Source organism: Corynebacterium auris, assembly GCF_030408575.1.
In the GTDB taxonomy this organism is placed as follows: Bacteria; Actinomycetota; Actinomycetes; order Mycobacteriales; family Mycobacteriaceae; genus Corynebacterium; species Corynebacterium auris.
Map to the genome: position 1 here is coordinate 138,825 of NZ_CP047047.1, position 24,417 is coordinate 163,241.

20 protein-coding genes, 4 tRNA genes, 1 other RNA gene and 1 pseudogene are annotated in these 24,417 nt (G+C 66.3%); 21 read left to right on the forward strand and 5 right to left on the reverse strand.

Features of this window, described 5'->3' with window-relative positions:
- Nucleotides 1-19: 19 nt before the first annotated feature.
- Nucleotides 20-104, reverse strand: a tRNA-Ser gene (locus CAURIS_RS00665).
- A 51-nt stretch (nt 105-155) separates the two neighbouring features.
- Here CAURIS_RS00665 and CAURIS_RS00670 point away from each other — a divergent pair.
- Complete coding sequence (locus CAURIS_RS00670) at nt 156-1,112, forward strand: NAD(P)H-quinone oxidoreductase (protein WP_290342320.1); 957 nt, start codon at nt 156-158, stop codon at nt 1,110-1,112.
- A 6-nt stretch (nt 1,113-1,118) separates the two neighbouring features.
- Here CAURIS_RS00670 and CAURIS_RS00675 read toward each other — a convergent pair whose 3' ends face one another.
- On the reverse strand, nt 1,119-2,360 hold the full coding sequence (locus tag CAURIS_RS00675) for an aminotransferase class V-fold PLP-dependent enzyme (RefSeq protein WP_290342321.1): 1,242 nt from the start codon (nt 2,358-2,360) through the stop codon (nt 1,119-1,121).
- Nucleotides 2,361-2,572: 212 nt separating this feature from the next.
- Between CAURIS_RS00675 and wzm the strand changes: the two genes are divergently transcribed.
- The 6 genes from wzm to CAURIS_RS00705 all read left to right on the forward strand — a co-directional run bounded on the left by wzm (nt 2,573) and on the right by CAURIS_RS00705 (nt 8,085).
- Nucleotides 2,573-3,421, forward strand: coding sequence for a galactan export ABC transporter permease subunit Wzm/RfbD (gene wzm / locus CAURIS_RS00680; protein ID WP_290343397.1), 849 nt, complete (start codon nt 2,573-2,575; stop codon nt 3,419-3,421).
- Between the two features lie 11 nt (nt 3,422-3,432).
- A complete protein-coding gene (gene wzt / locus CAURIS_RS00685; protein ID WP_290342322.1) occupies nt 3,433-4,218 on the forward strand; it encodes a galactan export ABC transporter ATP-binding subunit Wzt/RfbE in 786 nt (261 codons plus the stop codon).
- A gap of 152 nt (nt 4,219-4,370) precedes the next feature.
- The gene (locus tag CAURIS_RS00690) at nt 4,371-5,354 is read left to right on the forward strand and encodes a DUF418 domain-containing protein (protein ID WP_290342323.1); all 984 of its coding nucleotides are present in this window, start codon (nt 4,371-4,373) and stop codon (nt 5,352-5,354) included.
- Nucleotide 5,355: 1 nt separating this feature from the next.
- Nucleotides 5,356-6,426, forward strand: a complete 1,071-nt coding sequence (locus CAURIS_RS00695) for a trypsin-like serine protease (RefSeq protein ID WP_290342324.1) — start codon at nt 5,356-5,358, stop codon at nt 6,424-6,426.
- Nucleotides 6,427-6,590: 164 nt separating this feature from the next.
- The gene (mgtE, locus tag CAURIS_RS00700) at nt 6,591-7,934 is read left to right on the forward strand and encodes a magnesium transporter (RefSeq protein WP_290342325.1); all 1,344 of its coding nucleotides are present in this window, start codon (nt 6,591-6,593) and stop codon (nt 7,932-7,934) included.
- Nucleotides 7,935-8,012: 78 nt separating this feature from the next.
- Nucleotides 8,013-8,085: transfer RNA gene (locus tag CAURIS_RS00705), tRNA-Arg, on the forward strand.
- A 51-nt stretch (nt 8,086-8,136) separates the two neighbouring features.
- Here CAURIS_RS00705 and CAURIS_RS00710 read toward each other — a convergent pair.
- Entirely contained in the window at nt 8,137-9,099 is a 963-nt protein-coding gene (locus CAURIS_RS00710) for a prephenate dehydrogenase (RefSeq protein ID WP_290343398.1), read from the reverse strand.
- A gap of 111 nt (nt 9,100-9,210) precedes the next feature.
- Here CAURIS_RS00710 and CAURIS_RS00715 point away from each other — a divergent pair, with 111 nt between their 5' ends.
- The 6 genes from CAURIS_RS00715 to tgt all read left to right on the forward strand — a co-directional run bounded on the left by CAURIS_RS00715 (nt 9,211) and on the right by tgt (nt 14,408).
- Entirely contained in the window at nt 9,211-9,693 is a 483-nt protein-coding gene (locus CAURIS_RS00715) for a tRNA adenosine deaminase-associated protein (RefSeq protein ID WP_290342326.1), read from the forward strand.
- A gap of 38 nt (nt 9,694-9,731) precedes the next feature.
- On the forward strand, nt 9,732-10,169 hold the full coding sequence (locus tag CAURIS_RS00720; RefSeq protein WP_290343399.1) for a nucleoside deaminase: 438 nt from the start codon (nt 9,732-9,734) through the stop codon (nt 10,167-10,169).
- 79 nt (nt 10,170-10,248) lie between these two features.
- A complete protein-coding gene (locus CAURIS_RS00725; RefSeq protein WP_290342327.1) occupies nt 10,249-10,458 on the forward strand; it encodes a CsbD family protein in 210 nt (69 codons plus the stop codon).
- A gap of 39 nt (nt 10,459-10,497) precedes the next feature.
- A tRNA-Ser gene (locus CAURIS_RS00730) sits at nt 10,498-10,585 on the forward strand.
- Between the two features lie 103 nt (nt 10,586-10,688).
- Nucleotides 10,689-13,163, forward strand: coding sequence for an MMPL family transporter (locus CAURIS_RS00735; RefSeq protein WP_290342329.1), 2,475 nt, complete (start codon nt 10,689-10,691; stop codon nt 13,161-13,163).
- Nucleotides 13,164-14,408: a tRNA guanosine(34) transglycosylase Tgt gene (gene tgt / locus CAURIS_RS00740; RefSeq protein WP_290342330.1), complete on the forward strand. Its 1,245-nt coding sequence runs from the start codon at nt 13,164-13,166 to the stop codon at nt 14,406-14,408. It begins immediately after the preceding gene.
- Here tgt and CAURIS_RS00745 read toward each other — a convergent pair.
- Complete coding sequence (locus tag CAURIS_RS00745) at nt 14,396-15,049, reverse strand: queuosine precursor transporter (protein ID WP_435384050.1); 654 nt, start codon at nt 15,047-15,049, stop codon at nt 14,396-14,398. The two genes, tgt and CAURIS_RS00745, sit on opposite strands and share 13 nt — an antisense overlap.
- A gap of 9 nt (nt 15,050-15,058) precedes the next feature.
- Here CAURIS_RS00745 and gluQRS point away from each other — a divergent pair, with 9 nt between their 5' ends.
- The 4 genes and pseudogenes from gluQRS to CAURIS_RS00765 all read left to right on the forward strand — a co-directional run bounded on the left by gluQRS (nt 15,059) and on the right by CAURIS_RS00765 (nt 21,525).
- Nucleotides 15,059-15,949, forward strand: a complete 891-nt coding sequence (gene gluQRS / locus CAURIS_RS00750) for a tRNA glutamyl-Q(34) synthetase GluQRS (RefSeq protein ID WP_290342332.1) — start codon at nt 15,059-15,061, stop codon at nt 15,947-15,949.
- 98 nt (nt 15,950-16,047) lie between these two features.
- Nucleotides 16,048-17,046, forward strand: a pseudogene (locus tag CAURIS_RS00755) (IS481 family transposase).
- A gap of 296 nt (nt 17,047-17,342) precedes the next feature.
- Nucleotides 17,343-19,424, forward strand: a complete 2,082-nt coding sequence (locus CAURIS_RS00760) for a histidine-type phosphatase (protein ID WP_290342333.1) — start codon at nt 17,343-17,345, stop codon at nt 19,422-19,424.
- Nucleotides 19,425-19,857: 433 nt separating this feature from the next.
- A complete protein-coding gene (locus CAURIS_RS00765; protein ID WP_290342334.1) occupies nt 19,858-21,525 on the forward strand; it encodes an RNA/DNA-binding domain-containing protein in 1,668 nt (555 codons plus the stop codon).
- Between the two features lie 53 nt (nt 21,526-21,578).
- Here the strand turns inward: CAURIS_RS00765 and CAURIS_RS00770 are convergent.
- A tRNA-Ser gene (locus CAURIS_RS00770) sits at nt 21,579-21,664 on the reverse strand.
- A 124-nt stretch (nt 21,665-21,788) separates the two neighbouring features.
- Here CAURIS_RS00770 and ffs point away from each other — a divergent pair.
- The 4 genes from ffs to CAURIS_RS00790 all read left to right on the forward strand — a co-directional run bounded on the left by ffs (nt 21,789) and on the right by CAURIS_RS00790 (nt 24,415).
- Nucleotides 21,789-21,885, forward strand: an RNA gene (gene ffs, locus CAURIS_RS00775) — signal recognition particle sRNA small type.
- A 199-nt stretch (nt 21,886-22,084) separates the two neighbouring features.
- Entirely contained in the window at nt 22,085-22,459 is a 375-nt protein-coding gene (locus CAURIS_RS00780; RefSeq protein WP_290342336.1) for a hypothetical protein, read from the forward strand.
- Between the two features lie 138 nt (nt 22,460-22,597).
- Complete coding sequence (locus CAURIS_RS00785) at nt 22,598-23,869, forward strand: aspartate aminotransferase type Ic (protein ID WP_290342337.1); 1,272 nt, start codon at nt 22,598-22,600, stop codon at nt 23,867-23,869.
- Nucleotides 23,870-24,415, forward strand: a complete 546-nt coding sequence (locus tag CAURIS_RS00790) for a suppressor of fused domain protein (RefSeq protein ID WP_290342338.1) — start codon at nt 23,870-23,872, stop codon at nt 24,413-24,415.
- The last annotated feature ends 2 nt before the right edge of the window (nt 24,416-24,417 follow it).

The window sequence follows — 24,417 nt, forward strand, 5'->3', positions numbered from 1 at the left end:
GGGCCACCCCTTTACTGTGCGGAGACGGCGGGATTTGAACCCGCGGAGGTGTGACCCTCGCCGGTTTTCAAGACCGGTGCATTCGGCCGCTCTGCCACGTCTCCAGCGCCCCGATCTTAGCCCGGGCGGGCGAAACTCCGATAATCTGGGGCGGCATGAAGGCTATCACTCTGACAGATCCCAACGATCCAGGCTCCCTCGCGCTGACCGAGGTGAGCACCCCCCAGCTGCGCCCCGGTGAGGTGCTCGTGGAGGTTAGGGCGGCGGGCGTGAACCGCGCCGACCTCGTGCAGGCGCAGGGCAACTACCCGCCGCCCAAGGGTGCCTCCGAGATCATCGGCCTGGAGTGCGCCGGGGTCATCGCCGATGCGGGAGATACCGGCCGCAGCGTCGACGAAGAGGTGGGGTGCCTGCTGGCCGGCGGCGGTTACGCCGAATACGTCGCCGTGCCGGAGGGTCAGCTCACGCCGGTGCCGGAGGGCTTCAGCCTGGAGCACACGGCCGGAATCGTCGAGGTGGCGGCGACGGTGTGGTCTAACCTCGGAATGGTGGCGGGGATCCAGAAGGGAGACCGCGTCCTCATCCACGGCGGCTCCGGCGGCATCGGGTCTTTCGCCATCCAGCTGTGCAAGGCGCTCGGCTGCGAGGTCGCCGTCACCGCCGGCAGCCAGGAGAAGCTGGATTACTGCCGGGAGCTGGGGGCGGACATCCTCATCAACTACAAGGAGAAGGACTTCCTCGAGGAGCTCGAGGGCAGCCGCGACATCATTTTGGACGTCGTGGGCGGCGACTACCTCGAGCGCAACATCAAGTGCCTCGACCTGGACGGGCGCCTGGTGGTCATTGCCCTGCAAGGCGGGCCGAAGGGGACGCTGAGCCTGGGGCGGATGATGCCGCGGCGTCAATCCGTGCATGCGACGACGCTGCGGGCGCGCCCGGTGGAGATGAAGGCGCGGATTGTCGCCGACACGGTCAAAAACGTCTGGCCGCTGCTGGAGGACGGCAGTATCACGGCGAACGTGACGCGCACGTTCCCGCTCGCGGAGGCCGCCGAGGCGCACAAGTACCTCGACACCGACTCGCGCACCGGCAAGATCGTGCTCACCGTGTAAAACGAGCTACGCCAGCGAGGCGACGGCGCGGATGAGGTGGTCGACGTCGCCCGTGGTGTTGAAGGGGCCGAGGCCGATGGTCACGGCGCCGCCCATCTCGGGCACGCCCATGTCCTCGAAGAGCGGGCTGGTCGGGGTCTGTGTGGCGACGATGCCGTTGGCAAACAGCCGCTGGTTGACGGTCGCCGAGGGCACGCCGCGGACGCCGAAGCTGAGGCGGGGGATGCGGTCGATCGTCGCGCCGTCGGCGGCCTCGCCGGACACCCCGACGATGTGCACGGCGGGCAGGGTGCCCAAAAACGTGTGCATGTCGTCGCGCAGGCCGTTGAGGTAGGCGGCCGTGTCCGCCATGGAGGTCAGAAGGCGGCCGCGCCGGGTGGTGCGGCCGGCCGGGGCCGACGCGGAGAGGGCGGCGTAGTGCTCGACAAGAGCGGACACCCCGCCGGCGAGGCCGGAGGAAACCTGCTGGGCCAGCTTCGCCGCGCCCGTGGCCTCGGGGCGGCCGAGGGCGTCGAGGCGCCCGAACATGGCTTCGTCGCGCACGACGAGCGCGGCGATCTGCGGCCCGCCCATCTCCGCGATGTCGATGGCCACGGCGTCGGCGCCCCAGTCGTCGACAGCAATCGGACGGTAGGGCGCGTAGGAGGAGGCGTCCACGAGGACCCATGCGCGGGAGCGGCTGCGGACGCGGTCGACGATGTCGGCGACGGCGGTGACGTTGCCCAAAAGGCCGTTGGCCGCGGGGATGGACACGAGCCGCGTCGTGCCGTCGACGAGGGTGTCGTACTGCCAGGCGGGCAGCTCGCCGGTGCCCAGGTCCGCCTGCGCCCAGCGGGGGGATGCGTCGGTGCGCAGCAGCGCCGCCGTGAGCTCGGTCCTGTCCGCGTTGTTGAGCACCACGGTGGAGTTGTGGCGAAACATTGGGCGCATTGCGGCGGCGAGCGCGGCGTACAGCGCGTTGAGGCTCGGGCCGAGGGCCACGCGGCGCGGGGTGGTGCCGACGAGGTCGGCGACGGCCGTTCGGGCGTCGTCAAGCAATGCGAGCCCCTCGGGCTGGCCCGCGAACGGGCGCGAGTGCGAACCTCCCGCCGGTTCCGGGCGCGCGACCGCAGGCGACATGCGGAAGGAGCGGGAGACCGCCGCCGAGACCCGTTCCGGGATCTGGGGGCAGGCGTGCGCGTTGAGGTACGTCCAGCCATCCGACAGGGAGGTGTAGAGGCCGCGCACGCTGGCGACGTCGTAGGCCACGGATCGCACCTCCCACTGATGCCGAGAAAGCCCCTGCAAAAACAACGAATCCAATTATGCACGGGCGTCCGCCGCGATGCACACCCCCTGCTAGGGTGCTCCCGCGACGGGTGCGCGCCCCGCCGCGCGCCGCCGCTACGGCTCTCGCGGGCCTACACGATAGGGTTAGCCACGTGCAGGACAAGAAACAATTGCGCGCCGACGTTTCCCGGATGACCTCGGCGGCCGCCGAGGACACCCCGCGCTCGCGCTCGCGGACCCTCGGGCGGGCGTGGGCCGACCTCACTCACGGCTGGGGCCAGCACGAGCTGTGGCTGCAGCTCGGGTGGCAGGACATCAAGCAGCGCTACCGCCGCTCGACGCTCGGCCCGCTGTGGATCACCATCGCCACCGGCGTGATGGCGCTGGCGCTCGGCCTGCTCTACTCCATGCTCTTCCAGATCCCGGTGCGCGATTTCCTGCCGCACGTCACCGTCGGGTTCATCATCTGGGGCTTCCTCGCCGGCTGCATCAAGGAAGGCGCGAACGTCTTCATCGAGAACGAGGGGCTGATCAAGCAGCTGCCCTCGGCGCTGTCGGTGCACGTCTACCGGCTCGTGTGGCGCCAGCTGCTCTTTTTGGCGCACAACATGGTCATCTGGGTGATCCTGGTCATCATCTTCCGCATCCGCCTGTCCTGGGAGACGCTCCTGGCGGTGCCGGCGCTCGCGCTGCTGGTCATCAACGGCGTGTGGGTGGCCATGCTCTTTGGCATCGTGGCCACCCGGTTCCGCGACGTCGCGCCGCTGCTGGAGGCGCTGGTGCAGTTGCTGTTCTACGTCACCCCGATCGTGTGGACGACGGCCACCCTCCGCGAGCAGGGCGGCGAGGTCGCCGAACGCGCCCGCATCGCAGAGATCAACCCGCTCTACCATTACCTCGAGATCATCAGGGCCCCGCTTATCGACGAACCCCTCGCCGCCTACCACTGGGGCATCGTCGGGGCGTGCACCGTCGTCGGCCTGATCCTCGCGCTCGTGGTCATGCGCCAGTGGCGCTTCCGCGTGCCGTACTGGGTGTAAAGGATTTCACTGTGGTTTCCATTGACACGTACAACGCCTGCGTCGACTTTCCCATCTTCGACGCAAAGTCCCGGTCGCTGAAGAAGGCCGTGATGTCCACGGCTGGGGGCGCGATCGGCAGAAACGACTCCAACACCGTCGTCGTCGAGGCGCTGCGCGACGTCAACCTCCACCTCCGGGAGGGGGACCGCGTCGGGCTCGTCGGGCACAACGGGGCGGGCAAATCCACCCTGCTGCGGCTGCTCTCCGGCATCTACGAGCCCACCCGGGGCGTCGCCGACGTGCGCGGCCGCGTCGCGCCGGTCTTCGACCTCGGCGTGGGCATGGACCCGGAGATCTCCGGGTACGAAAACATCATCATCCGCGGGCTCTTCCTCGGCCAGACCCGCAAGCAGATGAAGGCCAAGATCGACGAGATCGCGGAGTTCTCCGAGCTCGGCGACTACCTCGACATGCCGCTGCGCACCTACTCCACCGGCATGCGCGTGCGGCTCGCCCTCGGCGTGGTCACGTCGATCGAGCCCGAGATTTTGCTTCTCGACGAAGGGATCGGCGCCGTCGACGCCGCCTTTATGGCCAAGGCCCGCGTGCGCCTTGCCGAGATGGTGGAGCGCTCCGGCATCCTCGTCTTCGCCTCCCACTCCAACGATTTCCTCGCCCAGCTGTGCACCACCGCCTTGTGGGTGGATAAGGGGGAGATCCGCCAGGCGGGCCTCGTCGCCGATGTGGTCGAGGCCTACGAGGGGCCCGAGGCCGGACAGTACGTCGCGGAATTGGTGGAGCGTTTTCACGGCTAACACTCACCGAGGCTATGCAAACACTTATTTAAATTCAGGCATGCCCAACACCTAGCACAGTGCCCTGGCAGCGAGGCTGAGTACATAAAGAGGGTCGCTATTCGACGGGGCGCGCGCGCCGCGCCCCACCGCTTTAAGAAGGAGAGTGCTAGGTGTCCACACCTTTGCGCATTGCGGGCCTCGACATCGCCCGCGCACTAGCGATTATCGGAATGATAATCCTGCACATGGCCTCGCTGCTGTGGAGCACCAAGGTCATCTTGTCCGGGCTTCCGGCCGCGCTGTTTGCGATCCTCGCGGGCGTGACCCTCATGATCATCGGGCGCTCCTACACCACCACGACCTTTCTGCGCATCGTCGCCCGCGGCGGCATCATCGCGCTCATCGGGCTGGCGCTGCTGCCCCTCGGCGGCAGCATCCAGGTGGTCCTGGTGGCCATGGGCATCACGATGATCATCGTCTCCTGGGTGCCGCCGCTGAACGTGTGGTGGAAGCTCGGCCTGTTCGCCTTGGCCGCCGCGGCCGCGACGGTGCGCTACGCGCCGTTCACGCTGCCGCAGGTCTATCCGATGCTGACGTGGATCGCCTACTTCCTGGCCGGCATGCTGCTCTTCGAGGTCTACATCCGCACCGAACGGACCGCGGTGCAGTGGGCGGCCACCGCCGTCGGCGCAGTGGTCGCCGTGGCAGGCACCTACTTCCGCTTCACCACCGACATCCCGAACTGGCTGCGTTTTACCGGCCACACGGGTGTGCTCGGCGAGATCATGCTCTCCGTCGCGGTGGCCGCAGTGGTGCTGCACCTGTGCCTCCTCCTCGGGCGCCACGCTGGCGCGCTGACCTACCCGCTGCAGGCGATGGGAGCGATGTCGCTCAGCGTCTACATCCTGCACGTGATCACAGCGTTCTTTTGGCAGCAGAACGTCTCGCTGCACTCCACGCCGTGGGCCGTGGCCTTCATCGTGCTCTTCCTCGTTTTGGCCACGCTGTGGCGGAAAGTGGCAGGTCAGGGCCCCGTCGAGCGGCTCGTCTCCCGCGCCATCAACCTGGCCGTTCCGGCAGTCGCGCCCGCCGCGAAGTCGACGGCAGCACCGACTGTCACGCCGACCGCCCAGCCCGCAGTAGAGAGGGTTTAACATGTTGCACAAGAAAAGCGCCGCCGGCCTAATTAGCGCAGGCATCATCGCCCTGAGCGCCGCCCCGGCGGGGGCCCTGGAGTTCGGCGAACCCGCCCCCGACAACGCCGAGTCCCGCACCGTCGCGTCCATGCGGATCGGCCGCGTGGGCAACTTCGGCGACTGCACGGGCACCCTCGTCGCCGAGCAGTGGGTGCTCACCGCCCGCCACTGCCTCGAATCAGTCAACAACGAGGGCACCCAGGCGCGCATCGGCGGCCGCACCTACGACGTCGACTCCTGGGCGCTCTCCCCGGTCTCCGACGCAGGCCTGGCCCACCTGACCACCCCGGTCACGGACGTCGAACCGGCCGAAATCGCCGACACCGTCCCCGAACCCGGGGACCGGGGCACGCTCTACGGGTGGAGCAGCAGCTCCTCCATGGCGCGAAAGGGACAGCTGCCGATGGCGGAGATGGAGATCGTGGAGATGCTCGGCGGGCCTCCCATCCCTGTCGACGAGGCCGAGGTCCCCGAGGGCACCCTGAGCGTGCCCGCCAGCGAGGCTATGCCGGGTTTGGATGTGTCGGGTTTGGGTGCGCCGGGTGAGGCAGTGCCGGATATGGAGGTCCCCGAGGGCACCCTGAGCGTGCCCGCCAGCGAGGCAGTGCCGGGTTTGGGTGCGCCGGGTGGGGCAGTGCCGATGATCGAAAACGCCATCCTCGACGCCCACTCGACCTCCGGTGCCGGTATGCAGGGAGGAGACTCGGGCGCCCCGTTCTTCCTGGACGGCAAGCTTGCCGGGCTGGCGACCGCGGGCACCGCGAACGGCGACCCGGACCTGCCCTCGCCGAGCGCGGCGATTACCGCCTTGGCCGGCACCAAGGACTGGATCGAAGGCGTGATCAGCGGGCGCGACACGCAGTCCGTGCTCACCGCGGAGACCACACCGAAGCCGGCCGTTGTGCCCCAGGTGGCCAGCGAGCACCTGTGGTTGTATCTGGCCATCGCCGTCGGCGGGCTGGGCGTGGCCATCATCGTCGGCCAGCAGCGCAAGCGTGACGCCGATGCGCTCACCGGCGTGAAGGGTTAGGCCGCTGCGCCTTCGGGGTCCGCGTCTGCAAAGATGAGTAGGGTGTGCGCCCTGCGAGGTTGCCCACGCCGCTCGGCCCTTCGGGCCGACACCAGACGACCACCGCGATCTATCGCCGGGCCCCGCGCTGCCGGGGCCCGGCACCCGGAGGGAGCACGCTAATTATGCGCTTGAAAAAGTTCCGACGCCTGGGCCGGCGCGATGATGTCAGCGCGGAAGAGCTGGCGCAGATGCAGCACCAGCTCGATGAGATGGCGCTGCGGGACATCACCAACCTGGTGGAGCGAATGCCCTCGGTCGACGGGGCGAAGGTGCTGCGGATGCTGCCGCCGGACCGTTCCCTGGCTGTGTTCGACGTGCTCGATCCCGGCCACCAGGCGGAGCTCGTGTCGGCGCTTGGCGACGACAGGGTGGTCGCCTACTTCGATTCGATGGGCGCCGAGGACCGTGTCGCCCTGCTCGATAACCTGCCGGCGCAGATCGCGGAGCGGCTGCTTCTGGACCTCGACGAGGACGACCAGCGCGTGACCAACGTCGTCCTCGGCTACGGCAAGGGCACCGTGGGGCGCACCATGTCGCCCGCCGTGCCGGACGTCACGCCGCAGATGTCGGTGCGCGAGGTCGTGGAGATGCTGCGCGCCGACGTCGAGGAGCTGGAGACGATCTACACCATCCCGGTCATCGACGACGACCGCGAGCTCGTGGGCATGGTCAGCCTGCGCCGCCTCTTCCGCGCCCGCGGGGAGCAAACGGTCGGCGAGGTCATGTACGAGCCGGAGTCGGTTCAGGCCACCGACGAGGACGAGGGCGCCGCGCGTTGGCTGATGTCCACGGACCTGCTTGCGGTTCCTGTGGTCGACGAGGACAACCGGCTCGTGGGCATCTTCACCTACGACGAGGCGCAGGACGTCGTCGAGCTCGCGGACACCGAGGATTCCGCCCGCGTCGGCGCCTCGGAGCCGCTGGGCAAGCCGTACCTGTCCACGCCGGTGACCCAGTTGGTGCGCAGCCGCGTGGTGTGGCTGCTGGTGCTGGCGATCTCCGCGACGCTGACAGTGAAGGTCCTCGACGTTTTCGAGGAAACCCTCGAGCAGGCCGTCGTCTTAGCCGCGTTTATCCCGCTGCTCACGGGCACAGGCGGCAACACGGGCAACCAGGCAGCCACGACCGTCACCCGCGCGCTCGCGCTTGACGACGTCCGAAAGCGCGACGTCTTCCACGTCATGTGGCGCGAGCTGCGCGTGGGGATGATGCTCGGTGCCGTGCTCGGCCTGCTCGGCGTTCTCATCGCAAGCCTCGTCTACACCACGCCGATCGGCCTGACCATCGGGGCGACGCTGTTCATGATCTGCACGGTTTCCGCGACGGTGGGCGGGATGATGCCGATCGTGGCCAAGGCGGTCGGGGCGGACCCGGCCGTGTTTTCGAACCCCTTCATTTCCACCTTCTGCGACGCGACGGGTCTTATCATCTACTTCCTGATCGCGCGCGCCATCCTGCAAATCTAGGATCAAGCAGGCGTTTTGGTAGACGTTGGGGGCCGGTGTAGAGTTCTTTTCGTTGTCGGCAAAGATAACGACCACACCGCGCCCGTAGCTCAACGGATAGAGCATCTGACTACGGATCAGAAGGTTGGGGGTTCGAATCCCTCCGGGCGCACGTTTGGCCCCCGAGCGAAGTGTCGCTCGGGGGCTTTAAGTTTGTCGGGCTTTAGAACACCTCGATCCGGGCGCCTAAGGACTCGATCTGCTTGAGGTCGCGCACCCAGTTGGGCGAGCCGGGGTGGACCCGCATGACGGGGCGGGAGGAGATGCGCACCGGGGAGACGGATTCGCGGCGCGCCCCGGAGCGGGCGTTGAAGCGCGTGTAGGCGCGGTGGCCGGACTCGGCGAGTTGCTTCATGTCGGGGTGCCCTGTGGCGAGGCCGTCGCGGGCGCTGCGGAGCAGCTCGATCAGCTCGTCGATGGTGGGCACGAGCGCCGCCGCGTTGGTTTCCACCATGTTGCGCACCAGCTGTGGGTCGGTGCCGGCGACGCGGGTCGCGCCCTTGAAGGAGCCCGCGGCGAGGGACTGCGCGAGGGTGTCGCCCTTGTCGCCGACGATGGACAGGGCCTCCGCGATGACGTGGGGCAGGTGCGAGACACGGGCGACGGCCTCGTCGTGGCGCGCCCCGGAGACGGGGACGGCCTCGGCGCCGGCGAGCGCGGCAAGCTGGCAGACCTGGGTAAACAGCTCGGCCCACTCGGCGGGGACGGGCTGGCCCGCCTCGTCGAGTTCGGCGGCCCAGTCGTAGGTCACCGCCCAGGCGGCGCGGCGAAACAAGCCGGATTGGGAGGCGCTCCACCCGGAGTTTTCGGTGCCGGCCATGGGGTGTCCGCCGACGTAGCGGCTCTGCAGTCCGCGTTCGACAACGAGGTCGTAGACGGGGCGCTTGACGCTGACCACGTCGGTGATGCCACACTCCGGGGCGTGCTCGGCGATGGCGTCGAGGACCTCGGCGACGGAGTTCATGGGGGTGGCGATGACGATGAGGGCGTCGTCCGCCGCAGCGCGCTGGAGAGTTGCGGCTAGGTCTGTGGAGACGTCGAAGCCGTCGCGCTCGGCCTGGCGCGCGCCGGAGCGCGAGAGGGTGTGCCCGAACGCTGCGGCGTCGGCCGCGGCGGCGTCGCGCATGAGGGACCCGCCGATGAGGCCGAGTCCGATGATGCAGAGGGGCCGGAGTGGTTGCGGGTACTGTTCAGTCACGGTGACAAGTCTTGCACACCCCGGCTATCCTCACTAGGCATGAGCCAGGATTACGAGGACGGATTCGCCGTCACCGTCGCCGCCCGCGACGGCCGCTGGGTGGTGCGTGAGTTCGAGGACGATTTCACCTCGCTGTCCACCTCTGTTTCGGCGGTGCGGGCGCTGCGTAGCGAGGGGCCGGCCTTCGCCATCCTGAACGTGGAGGAGGACTACTTCGTTGTGGTCCGGCCCGGCCCCTCGCGCACCCGCCTGCTCATCTCGGACGCCACGATGGCCGTTGACGATGACTTCGCGGCGGACGTGCTCGACGAGGCGGGAATCGACATCCCGGACATCGAGCCGGAAACGCTCGACGACATCGACGGCTGGGCGGACGGAGACTTCGACATCTTCGCCGACCTCGGCCTGTCCGAGCAGGTCTTGAGCGTCCTCCTCGACGGCGACGACGATCCGTACGTGGCCATCGAGCGCATCGCCGAGGAGATCGGCTTTTCCGACGAGCTCGCACAGTGCCTGGACTGAGCCGGGCCGACGAGCCGACACGGCGCGCGCAGGCGCGGATGGCGGCCGCGATTGAGTTCGCCAAAAGCACTCCGCCCGACGACGTCCCCGTGGGCGCCCTCGTCTTCGACGCGTCCGGGCGTGTGGTGGGGCGCGGGGTGAACCGTCGTGAAGCGAACTGCGACCCCACGGCCCACGCCGAGGTCGAGGCGATCCGCGAGGCGGCGCGGGCGCTGGGGGCGTGGCGCCTCGACGGCTGCGAGCTGGTGGTCACCCTGGAGCCGTGCACGATGTGCGCGGGCGCGATCCTCGGGGCGCGGGTAAAAAGCCTGGTCTTCGGCGCGTGGGAGCCCAAGACGGGGGCCGTCGGCTCGCTTTTCGACGCCCTGCGCGATCCCCGCCACCTCCACCGCGTCGAGGTGCGCGGCGGGGTTCTTGAAGAAGAAAATGCGCAGCTTATCACAGGTTTCTTCGGGGAGCTGCGCGAACTGAGATAAAATTGTTACTTGCGGGTGGACGGAAGTGACTATCGTTGTATCTGTTAACGCGAAAGCCGATGAGAAAAGGAGAATTATCATGGCTCTTGAAGGTGCAGGCGACCAGCTGAAGGGCAAGGCTAAGGAAGCCGCCGGTAACGTCGTCGACGACAAGAACCTCGAGAACGAGGGCAAGGCCAACCAGCTTGTCGGCGATGTCAAGGACAAGTTGAGCGACGCACGTGACGCCGTCAAGGACAAGGCGAACGAAGTCGCCGGCAAGATCCAGGACAGCCGCGACGACCAGTAAATTTGGTTCCTCGGCCGCCCAGCCGTTAGTCTGATACGCGGTAGCGTGTCCGAGCGGCCGAAGGTGCTCGCCTCGAAAGCGAGTGTGGGTAAAACCACCGCGGGTTCAAATCCCGCCGCTACCGCCACAGACGGAACATAGCCCCCGACCAGTACGGCGGGGGCTTTGTTGTGCCTCCCTATATAATAGGGCAGAACGCAATAATTCACCCTAACTAACATTGGAAACTTATGGCGAAACTTCTCTTCCGGCTTGGACGCTGGTCATACCTACACAAGTGGCGCGTGATTGTCACCTGGCTCCTGCTGCTGGTCGCGGCCGGGACGGGCGCCGCCACGCTGGCAAAGCCGTTCACCTCAGAGTTCGCCATTTCTGGTACGCCGTCCATCGACGCCCTCATCACCCTGGACGAAAACTTCCCGGGAGCGGGGGAGTTGGCGACGGCGCCGACGGTCAACCTCGTCTTTGCGGCGGAGGAGGGCGAGACCCTCGACAGCCCGGAGAATATGCAGGCGATCGACGAGACGATCGCGTACATCGAGGACAACCTCGACGACATTGAGAACACCATTCGCTTCGGCAACCCCGTCGAGGTCAACGAGAAGGTCACGCAGGGCCTGATCGGCCAGATGACCGCGCTGGGCGTGCCGGAGGAGACCGCGCGCGCGGACGCCTACAACGTGCGCATGCTTTCCGATGACAAGCGCATCGGCTACACCGTCTTCGACTTCGGCGCCGAGACCGCCATGACGGTGTCCGAAGAGGAGCGCGCCGTCGTCGACGAAGCGATGGATATCGGCCGCGAGGCCGGTCTGCAGGTCGAGGCCGGCGGGCCCGGCTTCGGCGGGCCCATCGAGATCAACACCGGCAGCGAGGCGATCGGCCTCGCCGTGGCGTTTGTTGTCCTGCTGATTACCTTCGGCTCCCTGGTCGCGGCCACCATGCCCGTGGTTACGGCCGTGATCGGCGTGGGCATCGGCGCCCTGCTGATCCTCGTGGCCACCCAGTGGGTGGAGCTCAACAACGTCACCCCGGTGCTGGCCGTCATGCTCGGCTTGGCCGTGGGCATTGACTACGCCCTGTTCATCCTCTCGCGCTTCCGCCAGGAGAGGAAGACACTGCCCGCCCCCGAGGCCGCCGGCCTGGCGGCGGGCACGGCGGGCTCCTCGGTCGTCTTCGCGGGTGCGACGGTGTTCACCGCGCTCGTCGCGCTCTCGCTCGCCCAGATCGAGTTCCTCACGTGGATGGGCCTGGCGGCTGCCGGCACCGTGGCGATCGCGGTGCTCATCGCCATCACCCTCATCCCGGCGCTCCTCGGCGCCTGGGGCGAGCGCTCCTTCGCCGTGCGCATCCCCGGGCTGGCCGGCAACCCCGGGCCGGGCAAGCGCCCGGCGAAGGACCTGGACGAGAAGTCGCTGGGCCGCAGCTGGGCCCGCTTCGTGCGCCGCTTCCCGGCGCTGGTGCTGACCGTGGTGGTGCTTGGCCTCGGCGCCCTGGCGCTGCCGGTGCTCAACCTCGAGATGGCCCTGCCCTCCGACACGACCGCAGAGAGCGACTCCACCCAGCGCAAGTCCGCCGACCTGCTGGCGGAGGGCTTCGGTGAGGGCGTCAACGCCCAGTTCCTGGTCATCGTCGACGCGGACGGGGTGAACCCGGACGCGGAGATCATCCAGCCCTACATGGACGTCATCCCGGACGACGTCGGCGGGCAGGCCACCCAGGCCTCCCTGGCCTCCTTCCTCTACGCGGTCAGCGAGGTCGGCAGCGTCAACGGCGTGCGCCACGCCCAGCTGGTCAACGTCAACGAGGACGTTACCGCTGCGATGGTGGTGGCCACCCCGGTCGCCGGCCCGGAGGACGAGTACACCCTCGGCGTCGCCGAGGCGCTGCGCGAGACGGCGGCACAGGTGGAGGACGCGACCGGCGTGGAGGTCGGCCTGACCGGCCTGACGGCGGTGCAGATGGACATCACTGACGAGCTCGCCGCGGCGATGCCGCTCTACTTGGCCATCGTGGTGGGCCTGGCGATCATCCTGCTCATCGTGGTCTTCCGCTCGATCATGGTGCCGCTGGTCGCCGGCCTGGGCTTCCTGCTCTCAGTCGGCGCCGCCTTCGGCGTGACGGTGGCGGTGTTCCAGGAGGGCTTCGCCGGTTTGGTGGACACCCCGGGCCCGATCCTGTCCTTCATGCCGATCTTCCTCATCGGCGTCACCTTCGGCCTCGCCATGGACTACCAGGTCTTTTTGGTCACGCGCATCCGCGAGCAGTACCTCGAGGCCCGCAACCGCGGCGAGAAAGACCCGGTGGCGGCGGTGGAGACCTCCACGGTCGAGGGCTTCTCCCAGGGCGCGCGCGTGGTCACCGCGGCGGCGATCATCATGATCGCGGTGTTCGTGGCCTTCATCGACCAGCCCCTGCCGTTCATCCAGATCTTCGGCTTCGCGCTCGGCGCCGCAGTGCTTTTCGACGCCTTCTTCGTGCGCATGGCACTCGTGCCCGCCTCGATGTACATCCTCGGCCGCGCCACCTGGTGGATGCCGAAGTGGCTCGACCGCATCCTGCCCGACCTGGACGTCGAGGGCACGGAGCTGGAGCGGGAGTTCGAGGACCGCCGCAGCGACAACCCGGACGGGGACTCGCAGGACGGGGACGAGCCGGACGGGCAGAAGCAGGACAAGGACGAGAAGGAAGAGGCGAAGGTCTAAATGGAGGACCTGAGCTTCGAAGTGAGCACCACCCTGGCGGACGAGCCGGGCAGGCACGGGCGCACCGGCGTGATCCACACGCCGCACGGCGACATCGCCACGCCCGCCTTTATCCCCGTGGCCACGAAGGCGACGGTGAAAACGCTCACCCCGGAGCAGGTGCGCTCCACCGGGGCCCAGGCGATCCTCTCCAACGCCTACCACCTCTACCTGCAGCCGGGGGCCGACATCGTCGACGAGGCCGGGGGAGTGGCCGCCTTCGAAAACTGGCGGGGCCCGACGTACACGGACTCCGGCGGCTTCCAGGTGATGAGCCTCGGCGTCGGCTTCAAGAAGGTCCTGGCCATGGACACGGCGGGGCTGGCGGACGCCGACATCCGGGCGGCGAAGAAGGACCGCATGGCTCGCGTTGATGACGACGGCGTGGATTTCAAAAGCGTCATCGACGGCTCGGCCCACCGCTTCACCCCCGAGATCTCCATGCAGATCCAGCACCAGCTCGGCGCTGACATCATGTTCGCCTTCGACGAGCTGACCACCCTGGCCGACACGCGCTCCTACCAGGAGCACTCCGTGGAGCGCACGCGCCGCTGGGCCGAGCGCTGCCTGGCCGAGCACGACCGGTTAACCGCCCTGCGCGCGGGTAAGCCGAAGCAGTCGCTGTGGGGCGTGGTGCAGGGCGCGCAGTACGAGGACCTGCGGCGCGCAGCCGCGCGCGGGTTGCTCGCCCTCGACGAGGCCGCGCGCGCCGAGGGTCGGCGCGGCTTCGGCGGCTTTGGCATCGGCGGTGCCCTGGAGAAGGAGAACCTGGGCACCATCGTGGGCTGGGTGACGGACGAGTTGCCCGTCGATAAGCCCCGGCACCTTCTTGGCATCTCCGAGCCCGACGACATCTTCACCGCCATCGAGGCGGGCGCCGACACCTTCGACTGCGTGGCACCGACCCGGCTGGGCCGGCGCGGCGGCGTGTACACGCTTCACGGGCGGATGAACCTCACCGCGGCGCGCTTCCGCCGCGACTTTTCGGGGGTGGACGAGGAGTTCGGCGGCTACGTCTCCGAGAATTACTCGCGCGCCTACATCCACCACCTGCTCAAGGCGAAGGAATACCTGGCAGGCACCCTGTGCACCCTGCACAACCTGGAGTTCATGGTGCGGCTGGTGGACAACATCCGCGCGGCCATCGACGCCGGGCGCTACGCCGAGTTCCGCGACGAGTTCCTCGGCCGCTACTACGCGGCCTGAGCCTCCGCGCGGCGCACCCAGGCGACGGCGGCGTAGGTCAGGGGCATGACCACGACCTCCATGAGCGTCTTCCACACGAAGCCCACGAGGACGTAGTTGGCGAACTGCCCGGGCGTTTCAACCCCGATCACCCCCGCGGCGATGGCGCAGAAGATGAGCGTGTCCGCGAACTCGCCGACGACGGTGGAGCCGAGCAGCCGCGCCCACAGATTGTTGGTGCCGAAGCGCTCCTTCATCTTCTGCAGCACCCACGCGTTGAGCAGCTGTCCCACCACGTAGCCGGCCAGCGAGGCCACCACGATGCGCGGCAGCAGGCCGAGCACGGCGGCGAAGGCCTCCTGCCCGTCGTAGAAGTCGGCGGGCGGCAGCCAGATGGCGATGTAGAAGGACACGACGCCCAGCACCGCGATGCCGAAGCCCGTGAACACGGCGCGCCGGGCCGCGCGGAAGCCGTACACCTCGGCGATGATGTCGCCGATGACGTAGGACAGGGGGAAGAGGAAGAAGGCGCCGTCGGTGATGAGCGGGCCGATTTCCACGCCCTTTTGGGCCGTGATGTTGGAGATGAGGAACACCGAGCAGAACACCGCGACGAGCACGGGGTACGGGGAGCGGGTTGAGGTAGGAGTCACCCGTAATATCCTAGGCCCATGGCAGCAGGCAGATACGCCCCCTCGCCCAGCGGCGACCTCCACCTTGGCAACCTGCGCACCGCGGTGTTGGCGTGGCTGTTCGCCCGGCGATCCGGCCGCGACTTCTACCTGCGCGTGGAGGACATCGACTCGGAGCGCTCCTCGCCGGAGTCGGCCCGGCGCCAGATCACCGACCTTTCCTCGCTGGGGCTCGATTACGACCCGCCGGTGGTCTACCAGTCCGAGCGGGGCGCTCTCTACGAGGAGGCCCTCGCCCGCCTGCCCGTCTACGAGTGCTACTGCACGCGCCGCGACATCCGCGAGGCCGCCAGCGCCCCACACGCCCGGCCCGGCATGTACCCCGGGACCTGCAGGGACCTGACGGAGGAGCAGAGAGCTTTACGACGCCACGAGCTCGCCGAAGCCGGCCGCATGCCAGCGCTGCGCCTGCGGGCCTCCGCGCGGGAGTGGACCGTGCGGGACGTCTACCACGGCGAGGTCACGGGCCCCGTCGACGACGTGATCCTGCGCCGCGGCGGCAACCTCAACCAGGCCCAGGCCGGCGACTGGGCCTACAACCTCGCCGTCGTGGTCGACGACGGCGAGCAGGGCGTGGACCAGGTAGTACGCGGCGACGACCTGCTCAGCTCCGCGCCCGCCCAAGCGTACCTGGCGCACCTGTTGGGCTACGTAGAGCCCGCGTATGTGCACGTGCCGCTGGTGGTCAACGCCTTGGGTCAGCGCCTGGCCAAGCGCGACGGGGCGGTGACCCTGCGCGAGATGGGGCTGGGGGCGGCGTGGGCCGAGATCGTGCGCTCCATCGGGTGCGAAGGCGTCGGTTCGGCCGCTGAGCTGCTCGAGGTGTTCGAGCCGAAGGGCCTGCCGCGCGAGCCGTGGGTGTGGCGCTAGATGTACTTCCTCGGGAGGTTGTGAACGGTGTGAACGAAAAGGGGAAGCCTCCGGTAGAGGTGTAGGTATCCACACGAACACCGATCCGGAAGGCTTCCATGACACACCGTAACGCACCTTTGACCCCGACCGGCAGAGCAAGGATGGTTGAGCTGGCCATCACCCACGGATGGACGCAGCGCCGAGTCGCTGAACGCTTCCAGGTCTGACCAGCCACCGTCAACAGGTGGGTGAGCCGGGCACGCCGTGGCGAAGTGCTCACTGACCGGTCACACCGTCCCCGCACGTGCCCGCACCAGCTGCCGGTGCGCACCCAGCGCCGCATCATCACACTGCGGTTTACCCGCCAGTGGGGCCCACACCGTATTGGCTACCACCTGGGAATTCCCCGTTCCACGGTTGGTCGAGTGCTGGCACGCTACAACATGCCGAAACGAGCCTGCATCGACCAGGCCACCGGCCTGCCGGTGCGCACAGCACCACCAGTGCACTATGAACGCAGCCAACCCGGGGACATGATCCATGCAGACATCACAAAGCTCGGCCGCATCCCCGACGGTGGCGGCTGGCGCGTGCACGGGCGTGGCTCTGAACAGGATCGCCGGGCAGGTCGCGCCCGCAACGCACAAAGACAGGCTGGTGCGCCCGCGGGGCGGGGATATTCCTACCTGCATCACGCCGTGGATGACTACTCACGGATGGTGTACTCGGAGATCCTTCCTGACGAGAAGAAGCACACCGCCGCCGGGTTTATGCGGCGCGCCTGCCAGTTCTTCACCGAGCAAGGCATCGACGTGACCCGGGTGATGACGGATAACGGTGCCTGCTACCGTTCCACGGCGTTCAACGCTGCCCTGGGCACGATTAAGCATGTCTACACCAAGCCGTACCGGCCACAGACCAACGGCAAAGTAGAACGGTTCAACCGCATCCTGATGCAGGAATGGGCCTACATCCGCCCATACGCCAGCGAAAAGGCCCGACAGCAGACGCACGCGGAGTTTATCCACGAGTACAACTACCATCGAGCCCACACCGCTATCGGAGGCCTCACCCCCGCACAACGCGTTCACAACGTCACGGGGAAGTACAGCTAGAGGTTTCACGTGGAACGCTGCTTTTAGGGGCAGCGTGGCAAAGCGGGAAGCGCGGGGCTTTCCACGAAACCGAGTACCCCTCAATGAAAGGCCACGCTCGTTTCTCGATAGTTGCTCTTAGCCGGTTCTAGAAGCGCCCAACAAACGGTGAATACTAAGTTAAATATTGCACGGTTACCACTGCTCGGGATGCAGATCAGCGGGGGGCTCTTATACTGACTGCGGACACAGTGAAAAAAGCCAACAAGATTCCTTGGCTTCGAGTATAGAAAAACTGCCTGTATGATGGGAGAAGCATGGGTAGGGGTAAAGTATCACTTGCGATTTTTCTCGGTACCGCGATCGCTTTACAGCACTTAACTGCCGCGCCGGCGCAAGCTAATGATTACTCGGGCGAGTTTTCTGCACGAACTGACCCGTCCTTTACCGGGTCCAATACATCCTATGAGAACTCTAACGCCGCTTCGAGTCTCCCAACGGAGTTGCAGGAAGAGCCTGGTAACTTTTCCCCGTCCTATTCGGTCCTATTTGCTCGACATGGATCCCGTACAGCAAGCGACACGGGCTACTATGACAGGCTGATAAGCAGCCTCGAATCTGCGGGGCGATCTACTCCGTGGTCCGACGCGACGCAAACCGAGCTGGGGAAAGAAGTCGAAAATTACCTTCGGCAGCTCCGAGCAATTCATAACCAGATCGGGGGCGGGGATCTAACTGAACTTGGCAGGCAGGAGTCGCGGGAGCTCGCAAACCGATTTGCTACAAGGAATAAAGAGCTACTCTCAAGGCCTGAGGCGTCGATGCGGTTGGAGGCTTCAACGAAAGCGCGCTCGATAGAAACAGCCGAGATTTTCGCGGGGCAGCTCTCATCTAGTGATCTTGTCGCTGCCCAAATCCCGGATGTAGTGGCGCAAAATAAGGAAGTGCTGCAAAATCAGGATGTACCCGAATCGCCTGCGGAGCAGCGTCGCCAAACCTATCTGCGAACTGATCCGGGTTATCAGGCGGTAAAGGATATACCGGAAAACTGGACAGCGCAGGTCGCACCACATGCGGACCAGGTATTTGAGCAGCTCCACGGCTCCCGAAAACCCTCCCTTTATGGATACTGCGGTGGGCAAGCGCGGGACCTTTTCGAAGCGCGCGCATTCGCAGAATTGATGTCTGTCGAGCGCGAAGCTGCTGGAGTGGGAGAGTTCCCCGCGATTCCAGGAGCCGAGGAAATGTATCGGTCGGTTCAGCAATGCACTGCCATTGATGAATTCTATAAACGGGGTGTTGGGCTCGAGGGGCAGGATCACTCGAATGCCAATGGGCTACCCCTTCTCCGGCAAATTTTTGCAGGTATCGACGCGTCTGCGAACAATGACGAGATTGGGCAGCTGCTGTTCAGTCACAACGAGATTCTCACGCCGTTTAACGCGGTTTTGGCAATACCAGAGATCGGAGCAAACCAAAAGTTTCGGCCCGGTGAATTGTTTAACTACGAGACGTATCCGCTGCTGAATCAAGCGCAGTCGGATCCGATGATGGGAAACATCGAATGGAACGTCTTTGAGCATGAGAATGGGACCCGGCTGGTTCGGTTGCAGCATAATGAGCGGGCTGTCCATTTCGGGCGTTCCTGCAGGCCTATTAGTGAGGAGTTCGACTACTTCTACCTGTATGAAGAGTTGAAAGCCTGCTTGCCTGATGCAGGGCAGAGCATCCCGTCTGCCGACGAGTTGGCCGACGCGCGAGAACTCATGCTAGAAGCGCTCGCGGATACCGAAACAATCGAGATTCTTTCGGTTACCGAGAATGAAGACGGTTCAACGACGATAAAGCTATCGACTGGGCAAGAGATCGTAGTTCCCCCTAATAGGAAGATTGCTGCGGTAGAGGAAACCGAAAACGCCGTAGTCATTGAGTTCAATGATGGGTCGCGTATCGAAATACCCAAGGGGCCCAAGGGTGAGCCTGGTGAACGGGGACCCAAGGGTGAGCCTGGTGAGCCAGCGAAAATAGTCGACCAGTATAAAGACGATGCTGGTAATACAATACTCAAGTTTTCGGACGGCACCGTTGTTACGATTCCGAGCGCGTCACTCTCCATCGAGCGTCAGTACCTGGATGCGGAAGGCAATACGGTGGTCGAATTCTCAAACGGCGAGAGGATTGTGATTGCCCCAGCGCCGACGCGACAGTCTTCTCTGGGGTCGTCGGGGTCGTCATCGCTCGATACTTCTTCCCAAGCTGCGCAAGGCTCCGCATTCTTCACAGGGGCCGGCCTGGTCCTCGCGGTCCTGATTGCTGTTGTTGGCACGGTTGCAGGGGTCCTGGGTCACGTAGCTTTGGCACCTCCAATCCAAGAGCTCATCCGAGTCGCACTGCGCTGATGTTCACGTCGAGAAAAGGTCCCCTGTTTCAGCGGAATCTGTCTAGGACTTGTGTAGATTTTTGAAGGGCACGTGTTAGTAGACGTGGGCATAAGGTATTTGGATGTCCCTCTAGTCGGACAGCCGGCTAACCTAAGTGAGCTACGTCTCTATCCAGACGGCCAAGATACAGATTCATAGAAGTGGCGCGACGTTCGTCCTTGGTCATGGTTGGGTATGGTGCGGATTTCGACGGCATTGATTCAAAGTGGTGCGGCGTCGACCTTAGGGCCGGAACGCATGGGAGGGGCGTCGACAAGCAAGTTGTACCGATGATCAGCGTTGAGTCCAGCGGACAAGCGCGACCGGATACCCGCGCCCTTGCTTCGATAACGGTTCGTTAAAGTGTGAAAAACGATTGCAGGGCCTTACTTCGGTTTGTAATATTCACATTATGGTCGCGGAAAAGTGGAATAGCGCTACGGTCGCTGCAACGTTGGAGGATCTGCGTGCCTTCGGGGCGAGTACCACCCCGATTGCGTGCAAGCGGGTGGCGGGGGGACTGCCCGAATCGCTGGGGCGAACGCTGTGCGCGTTCGCGAATACGCCGAGCGGGGGCACGATCGTGCTCGGGGTCGATGAGGAAGCGAACTTCGAGGTCACCGGCGTTCACGACGGCAACGCGGCGCAGGAAGCTGTAGACGCCTTGTGCCGAAAGGCGGTGGAGCCTGCGCCGCACCTTCTTTTCCACTCGGTGGTGGTCGATGGCTCGACGGTGCTCGTCGTCACCGTGGTTCCCCTCATAGACGCGCTCAAGCCCGCGCTGTACCAGGGCAGGGCGTACAACCGGCAGGCGGGCAAAGATTGCGCCATGAGCACGGACGACCTGCGGATGATGGAGCTGGCAAAGCGCACCACCGCGGAGCGGCAGCCGGCAGACGCGGTCGTTGTAGAGGGCCTGGGACGCGGGGCGCTTGACGACGCACTGACCGACGCCCTCCTCGCCAGCGCCAGGCAGGGAGTCCGCCGGCTCGGTGGCGTCGAGGAGGACGCGCGGGTTCTCGAGGTGCTCAGCGTCACCGCAAGCGGCGGAAGCGTTCGCCGCGCCGGGCTCTACGCCGTGGGTTTCCTCCCGCAATCGGCATTTCCGGCGCTGGGGGCAACGGCGCACGTGACCGGCGGGGCGGATCACCCCGCCCGCTTCGTCGGCCCGCTGCCGGAACTGGTGGAAGAAAGCCTCGAGTGGGTGCGCAGCAACACCGGCCCGGGCGCCGGGGAGCAGCCGCACGCTGAGTTGGAGCTGCCGCTGTCCGCCGTCCGGGAGGCGCTGTCCAACGCCTTCATCCACCGAGACCTGGGCGTCTCCCTCGACGCCGGCAGGCAGGTGGAGATTCGCCTGAGCGACAACGAGCTCACCATCACGAGCCCCGGGGGCCTGAAGAACCTGACCACGCGCCAGCTGGAGGAGGCGGATCGGGCAAAAGCCCCCGTCAACCAGCGCTTGTACGGTATCGCGCGCCTGCTGGGCACAGACGACGGTGCGCCCCTGGTGGGGGCCGCGGGCGGGGGAATTGTCGACATGCTCCGGGCCGTGCACGAGGCCGGGCTGGCCAGGCCGCGCTTCGTTGACGAGGGGACGGCCTTCCGGGTTGTCTTCCCCCGCGCGCCCAGGCTGAGCCGCGAGGACCGCGACTGGGTGGATGGCCTGCCTGGTCCGTTCACACGCGTGCAGGAGGACATCCTCGTCATGGCGCGCCGCGGGGAGGACATCTCGCTGCAGCAGCTGCGCACGAAGTTTCCGTGGTGCGCGGACAAGGCATTGGAGGAAAGCGTGAGCGGCCTTGCCGAGAAGGGGCTTTTGCCCAAGGGCGCCACAACCGGCGAGGCCCCCTTCGCCGCCGTTTTCACCGCCGATGACGCCGAGCTGGAAAAACTGGGCAAAAACGTCCCGCAGGTCATTCGGCTGCTCAAGTCGGGCGGGCAGCAGAGCATCACGGAGATGCACTCGGCCACGACCCTGTCCGAAAACCAGGTGCGCTACGCCGTCAACTCGCTCCTCGACGCCGGGTTGGTGGGCATGGACGGCGGGCGTGGAAAGCGGACCACGTATTTCCTGCTCTGACCGGCGCTAAAACAAACAATCCCGCCCCGGCGAAAACCGGGGCGGGGCAGGGGCGGAGGATGTGGGATTTGAACCCACGAGGGTATTGCTACCCGCACGCGTTCCAGGCGTGTGACATAGGCCGCTAGTCGAATCCTCCATGAGAAACGCCGTTGGCGTCGGGGGATTACTCTACTGCACACGCCGAGCGGAAACAAAATCGCTGCTCCGCCCGTTAGCCGGCGAGCTTTTTGTGTGCCCTCCGGCGAGCCGCTAGAGTGTGGGGCAGGATCCCACGCGGTGCTTATCTTGTGAACTCCCCCAGGGCGGGAACGCAGCAAGGGTCAGCGAGCTCTGGCAGGTGCGTGGGGTCCCTTTATTTTTCCCCGGCGCGCGGCGGCTCTTCGCCCGCGATGAATATATGCCTGCGCGATCTCGGCACTGCGAGGGAATTGTTCAGCACACTGGAACAAACGCTCCTGGATAGAAGCCGAAAGGAAAGTGGGTGGGACCCATGGCCGCAAATACGTACCGCTCAACAGTATTCGGATACACCCCTAGCCGAGTCGCGATCGCCCTCGTGGCGCTTGCGCTGTGCATCTACTTCCTCACCACTAACGAGCGCGGAGCCTTCATCGTGTGCGCCCTCATCGTGGCCGTGCTGGCCCTGTTCAACGTCGGGGCCCGGGTTGACGGCGACAGCCTGCGGGTTTCCGTTCTGGGGCCCCCGATCAAGACCGTCAGCGCGGAATCTGTGACCGGCGTGAAAATCCTGCAGTCCGCGCCCACGCAGGAAGCCCGGACATTCGGCGTCCACTTCCTGGACGGCGCGCTGCCGATCCATGCCGGCCCGGCCAACGTTCTCGCGCACCGCGGGCGGAAAAGCCGCTGCGCTTTACGGTGGATGACCCGGCTGCATGCGCCCGCGCGCTGGAGCGGCACACCGTCGGCGTAGCCGCGTAGGGCGGTGGGCTGGGCGTCGAAAAGCGAGCCCTGCGGGGGCCGCAAAGGTGCGCGCGCGGCGGGTAGCATACATGGGACAGTTATATAGGCGACCTTTTTCACGCAACCCACCAGACGGAAGTGATGCCCCATGTCCCTGCTTGACCTTGAGCCCAATGAGCTGGAGCAGCTCGCCGCCGACGTCCGCGCCCGCTACGAGGACCTCAAGGCGAGGAACCTCGACCTCGACCTGACCCGCGGAAAGCCCTCGAGCGTACAGCTCGATTTCAGCAACGAGATCCTCGAGCTGCCGGGCCGGGAGAACTACCGCGATAAAACCGGCGCGGACGTGCGCAACTACGGCAACCTGGTCGGAATCGCCGACATCCGCGACATCTGGGCGGAGGTGCTCGGCGTGTCGGCCGACAACCTCGTCGCGGCGGATGCCTCCTCGCTGAACATCATGTTCGACCTGATTTCCTGGTCCTACGCCTTCGGCAACAACGACTCGCAGCGGCCCTGGAGCGAGGAGGAGGCGGTGAAGTGGATCTGCCCGGTGCCGGGCTACGACCGCCACTTCTCCATCACCGAAAGGTTCGGCTTCGAGATGGTCTCCGTGCCGGTGCTCGAGGACGGCCCGGACATCGCCGCCATCGAGAACCTCGCGCAGGACCCGCAGGTCAAGGGCATGTGGGCGGTGCCCATCTTTGGCAACCCCACGGGTGTGAACTACTCCCGCGAAATCACGGAGCGCCTCGCCGCGATGGAAACGGCAGCCCCCGACTTCCGCGTCGTGTGGGACAACGCCTACGCCGTGCACACGCTCACCGACGAGTTCCCGGACAACCCGGACGTCGTTGCGCTCGCGGCGGAGAAGGGCAACCCGAACCGCTTCTGGTACATGAGCTCCACCTCCAAGATCACGCACGCGGGCTCCGGCGTGTCATTCTTCGCCTCCTCGAAGGAGAACCTGGACTGGTACGCCTCCATCGCCGGGATCCGCGGGATCGGCCCGAACAAGGCCAACCAGCTCGCCCACGCCGCCTACTTCCGCGACGCGGAGGGCGTGCGCGCGCTCATGCGCAAGCACGCGGACTCGCTCGCGCCGAAGTTCGCGGCGGTCATCGAGGTGCTGGAAAACCGCCTAGGCGGGTACAACGTCGCCTCCTGGACCACCCCGGAGGGCGGCTACTTCATCTCGCTCGACGTTCTCGACGGCACCGCCACGCGCGTGTGGGAGCTGGCGAAGGAGGCGGGCATCACGCTGACCAAGGCGGGCGCGGCGTTCCCGCACGGCAAGGACCCGCGCGACCGCCACATCCGGCTTGCCCCCTCGATGCCGCCGCTCGAGGAGGTCACCGAGGCCATGGACGGCGTTGCCACCTGTGTGCTGCTGGCGGGCGTCGAGAAGCTTGGTGCCTAAGTGACGGGCGACGAGGCCGTCGCATGGCTCGCCTCGCTCGGCGAGGGCTTCAGCCTTTCGCTTATCGACGCCACCCCCACCGCCTCGGCCACCCTCGCGGGCCGGCCGGCGGCGATGACGGTGGGCTTCAGCGGCGTCGACACCGGGCTGACGCTCGACTCCGACCCGTCCACCGCGGTGCGCTGCGAGCTGGTGTGCGCCGCCGCGCAGCCGCCGTTCGTGCAGGCCAGGGCCGTCGCCGCCGCCGCGCGCGAGCTGGTGGATAAGGGGCTTGCCGCCCAGCCCGGCGTGCTGCTGGAGGGCCTCATCGACGACCTCGCCGTGGCGGGGGAGCCGACGGTGCGCCACGGCTTTTTGCGCGAGCCCCAGCTTTTCGAGCGCGGCACCCCCACCTACACCGAGCCGGGCCAGCTCACGCTGCTGCTCGAGCTCGTGGCCCTGACGGAGGAGGAGCGCCAGATTGCCGCCGCCCAGGGCGCGGCCGTGCTGGAGCGCCGCCTGCGCCGCCGCGGCGTGCGGGTGGGGGACTGGTATCGCGAGGAGTAATT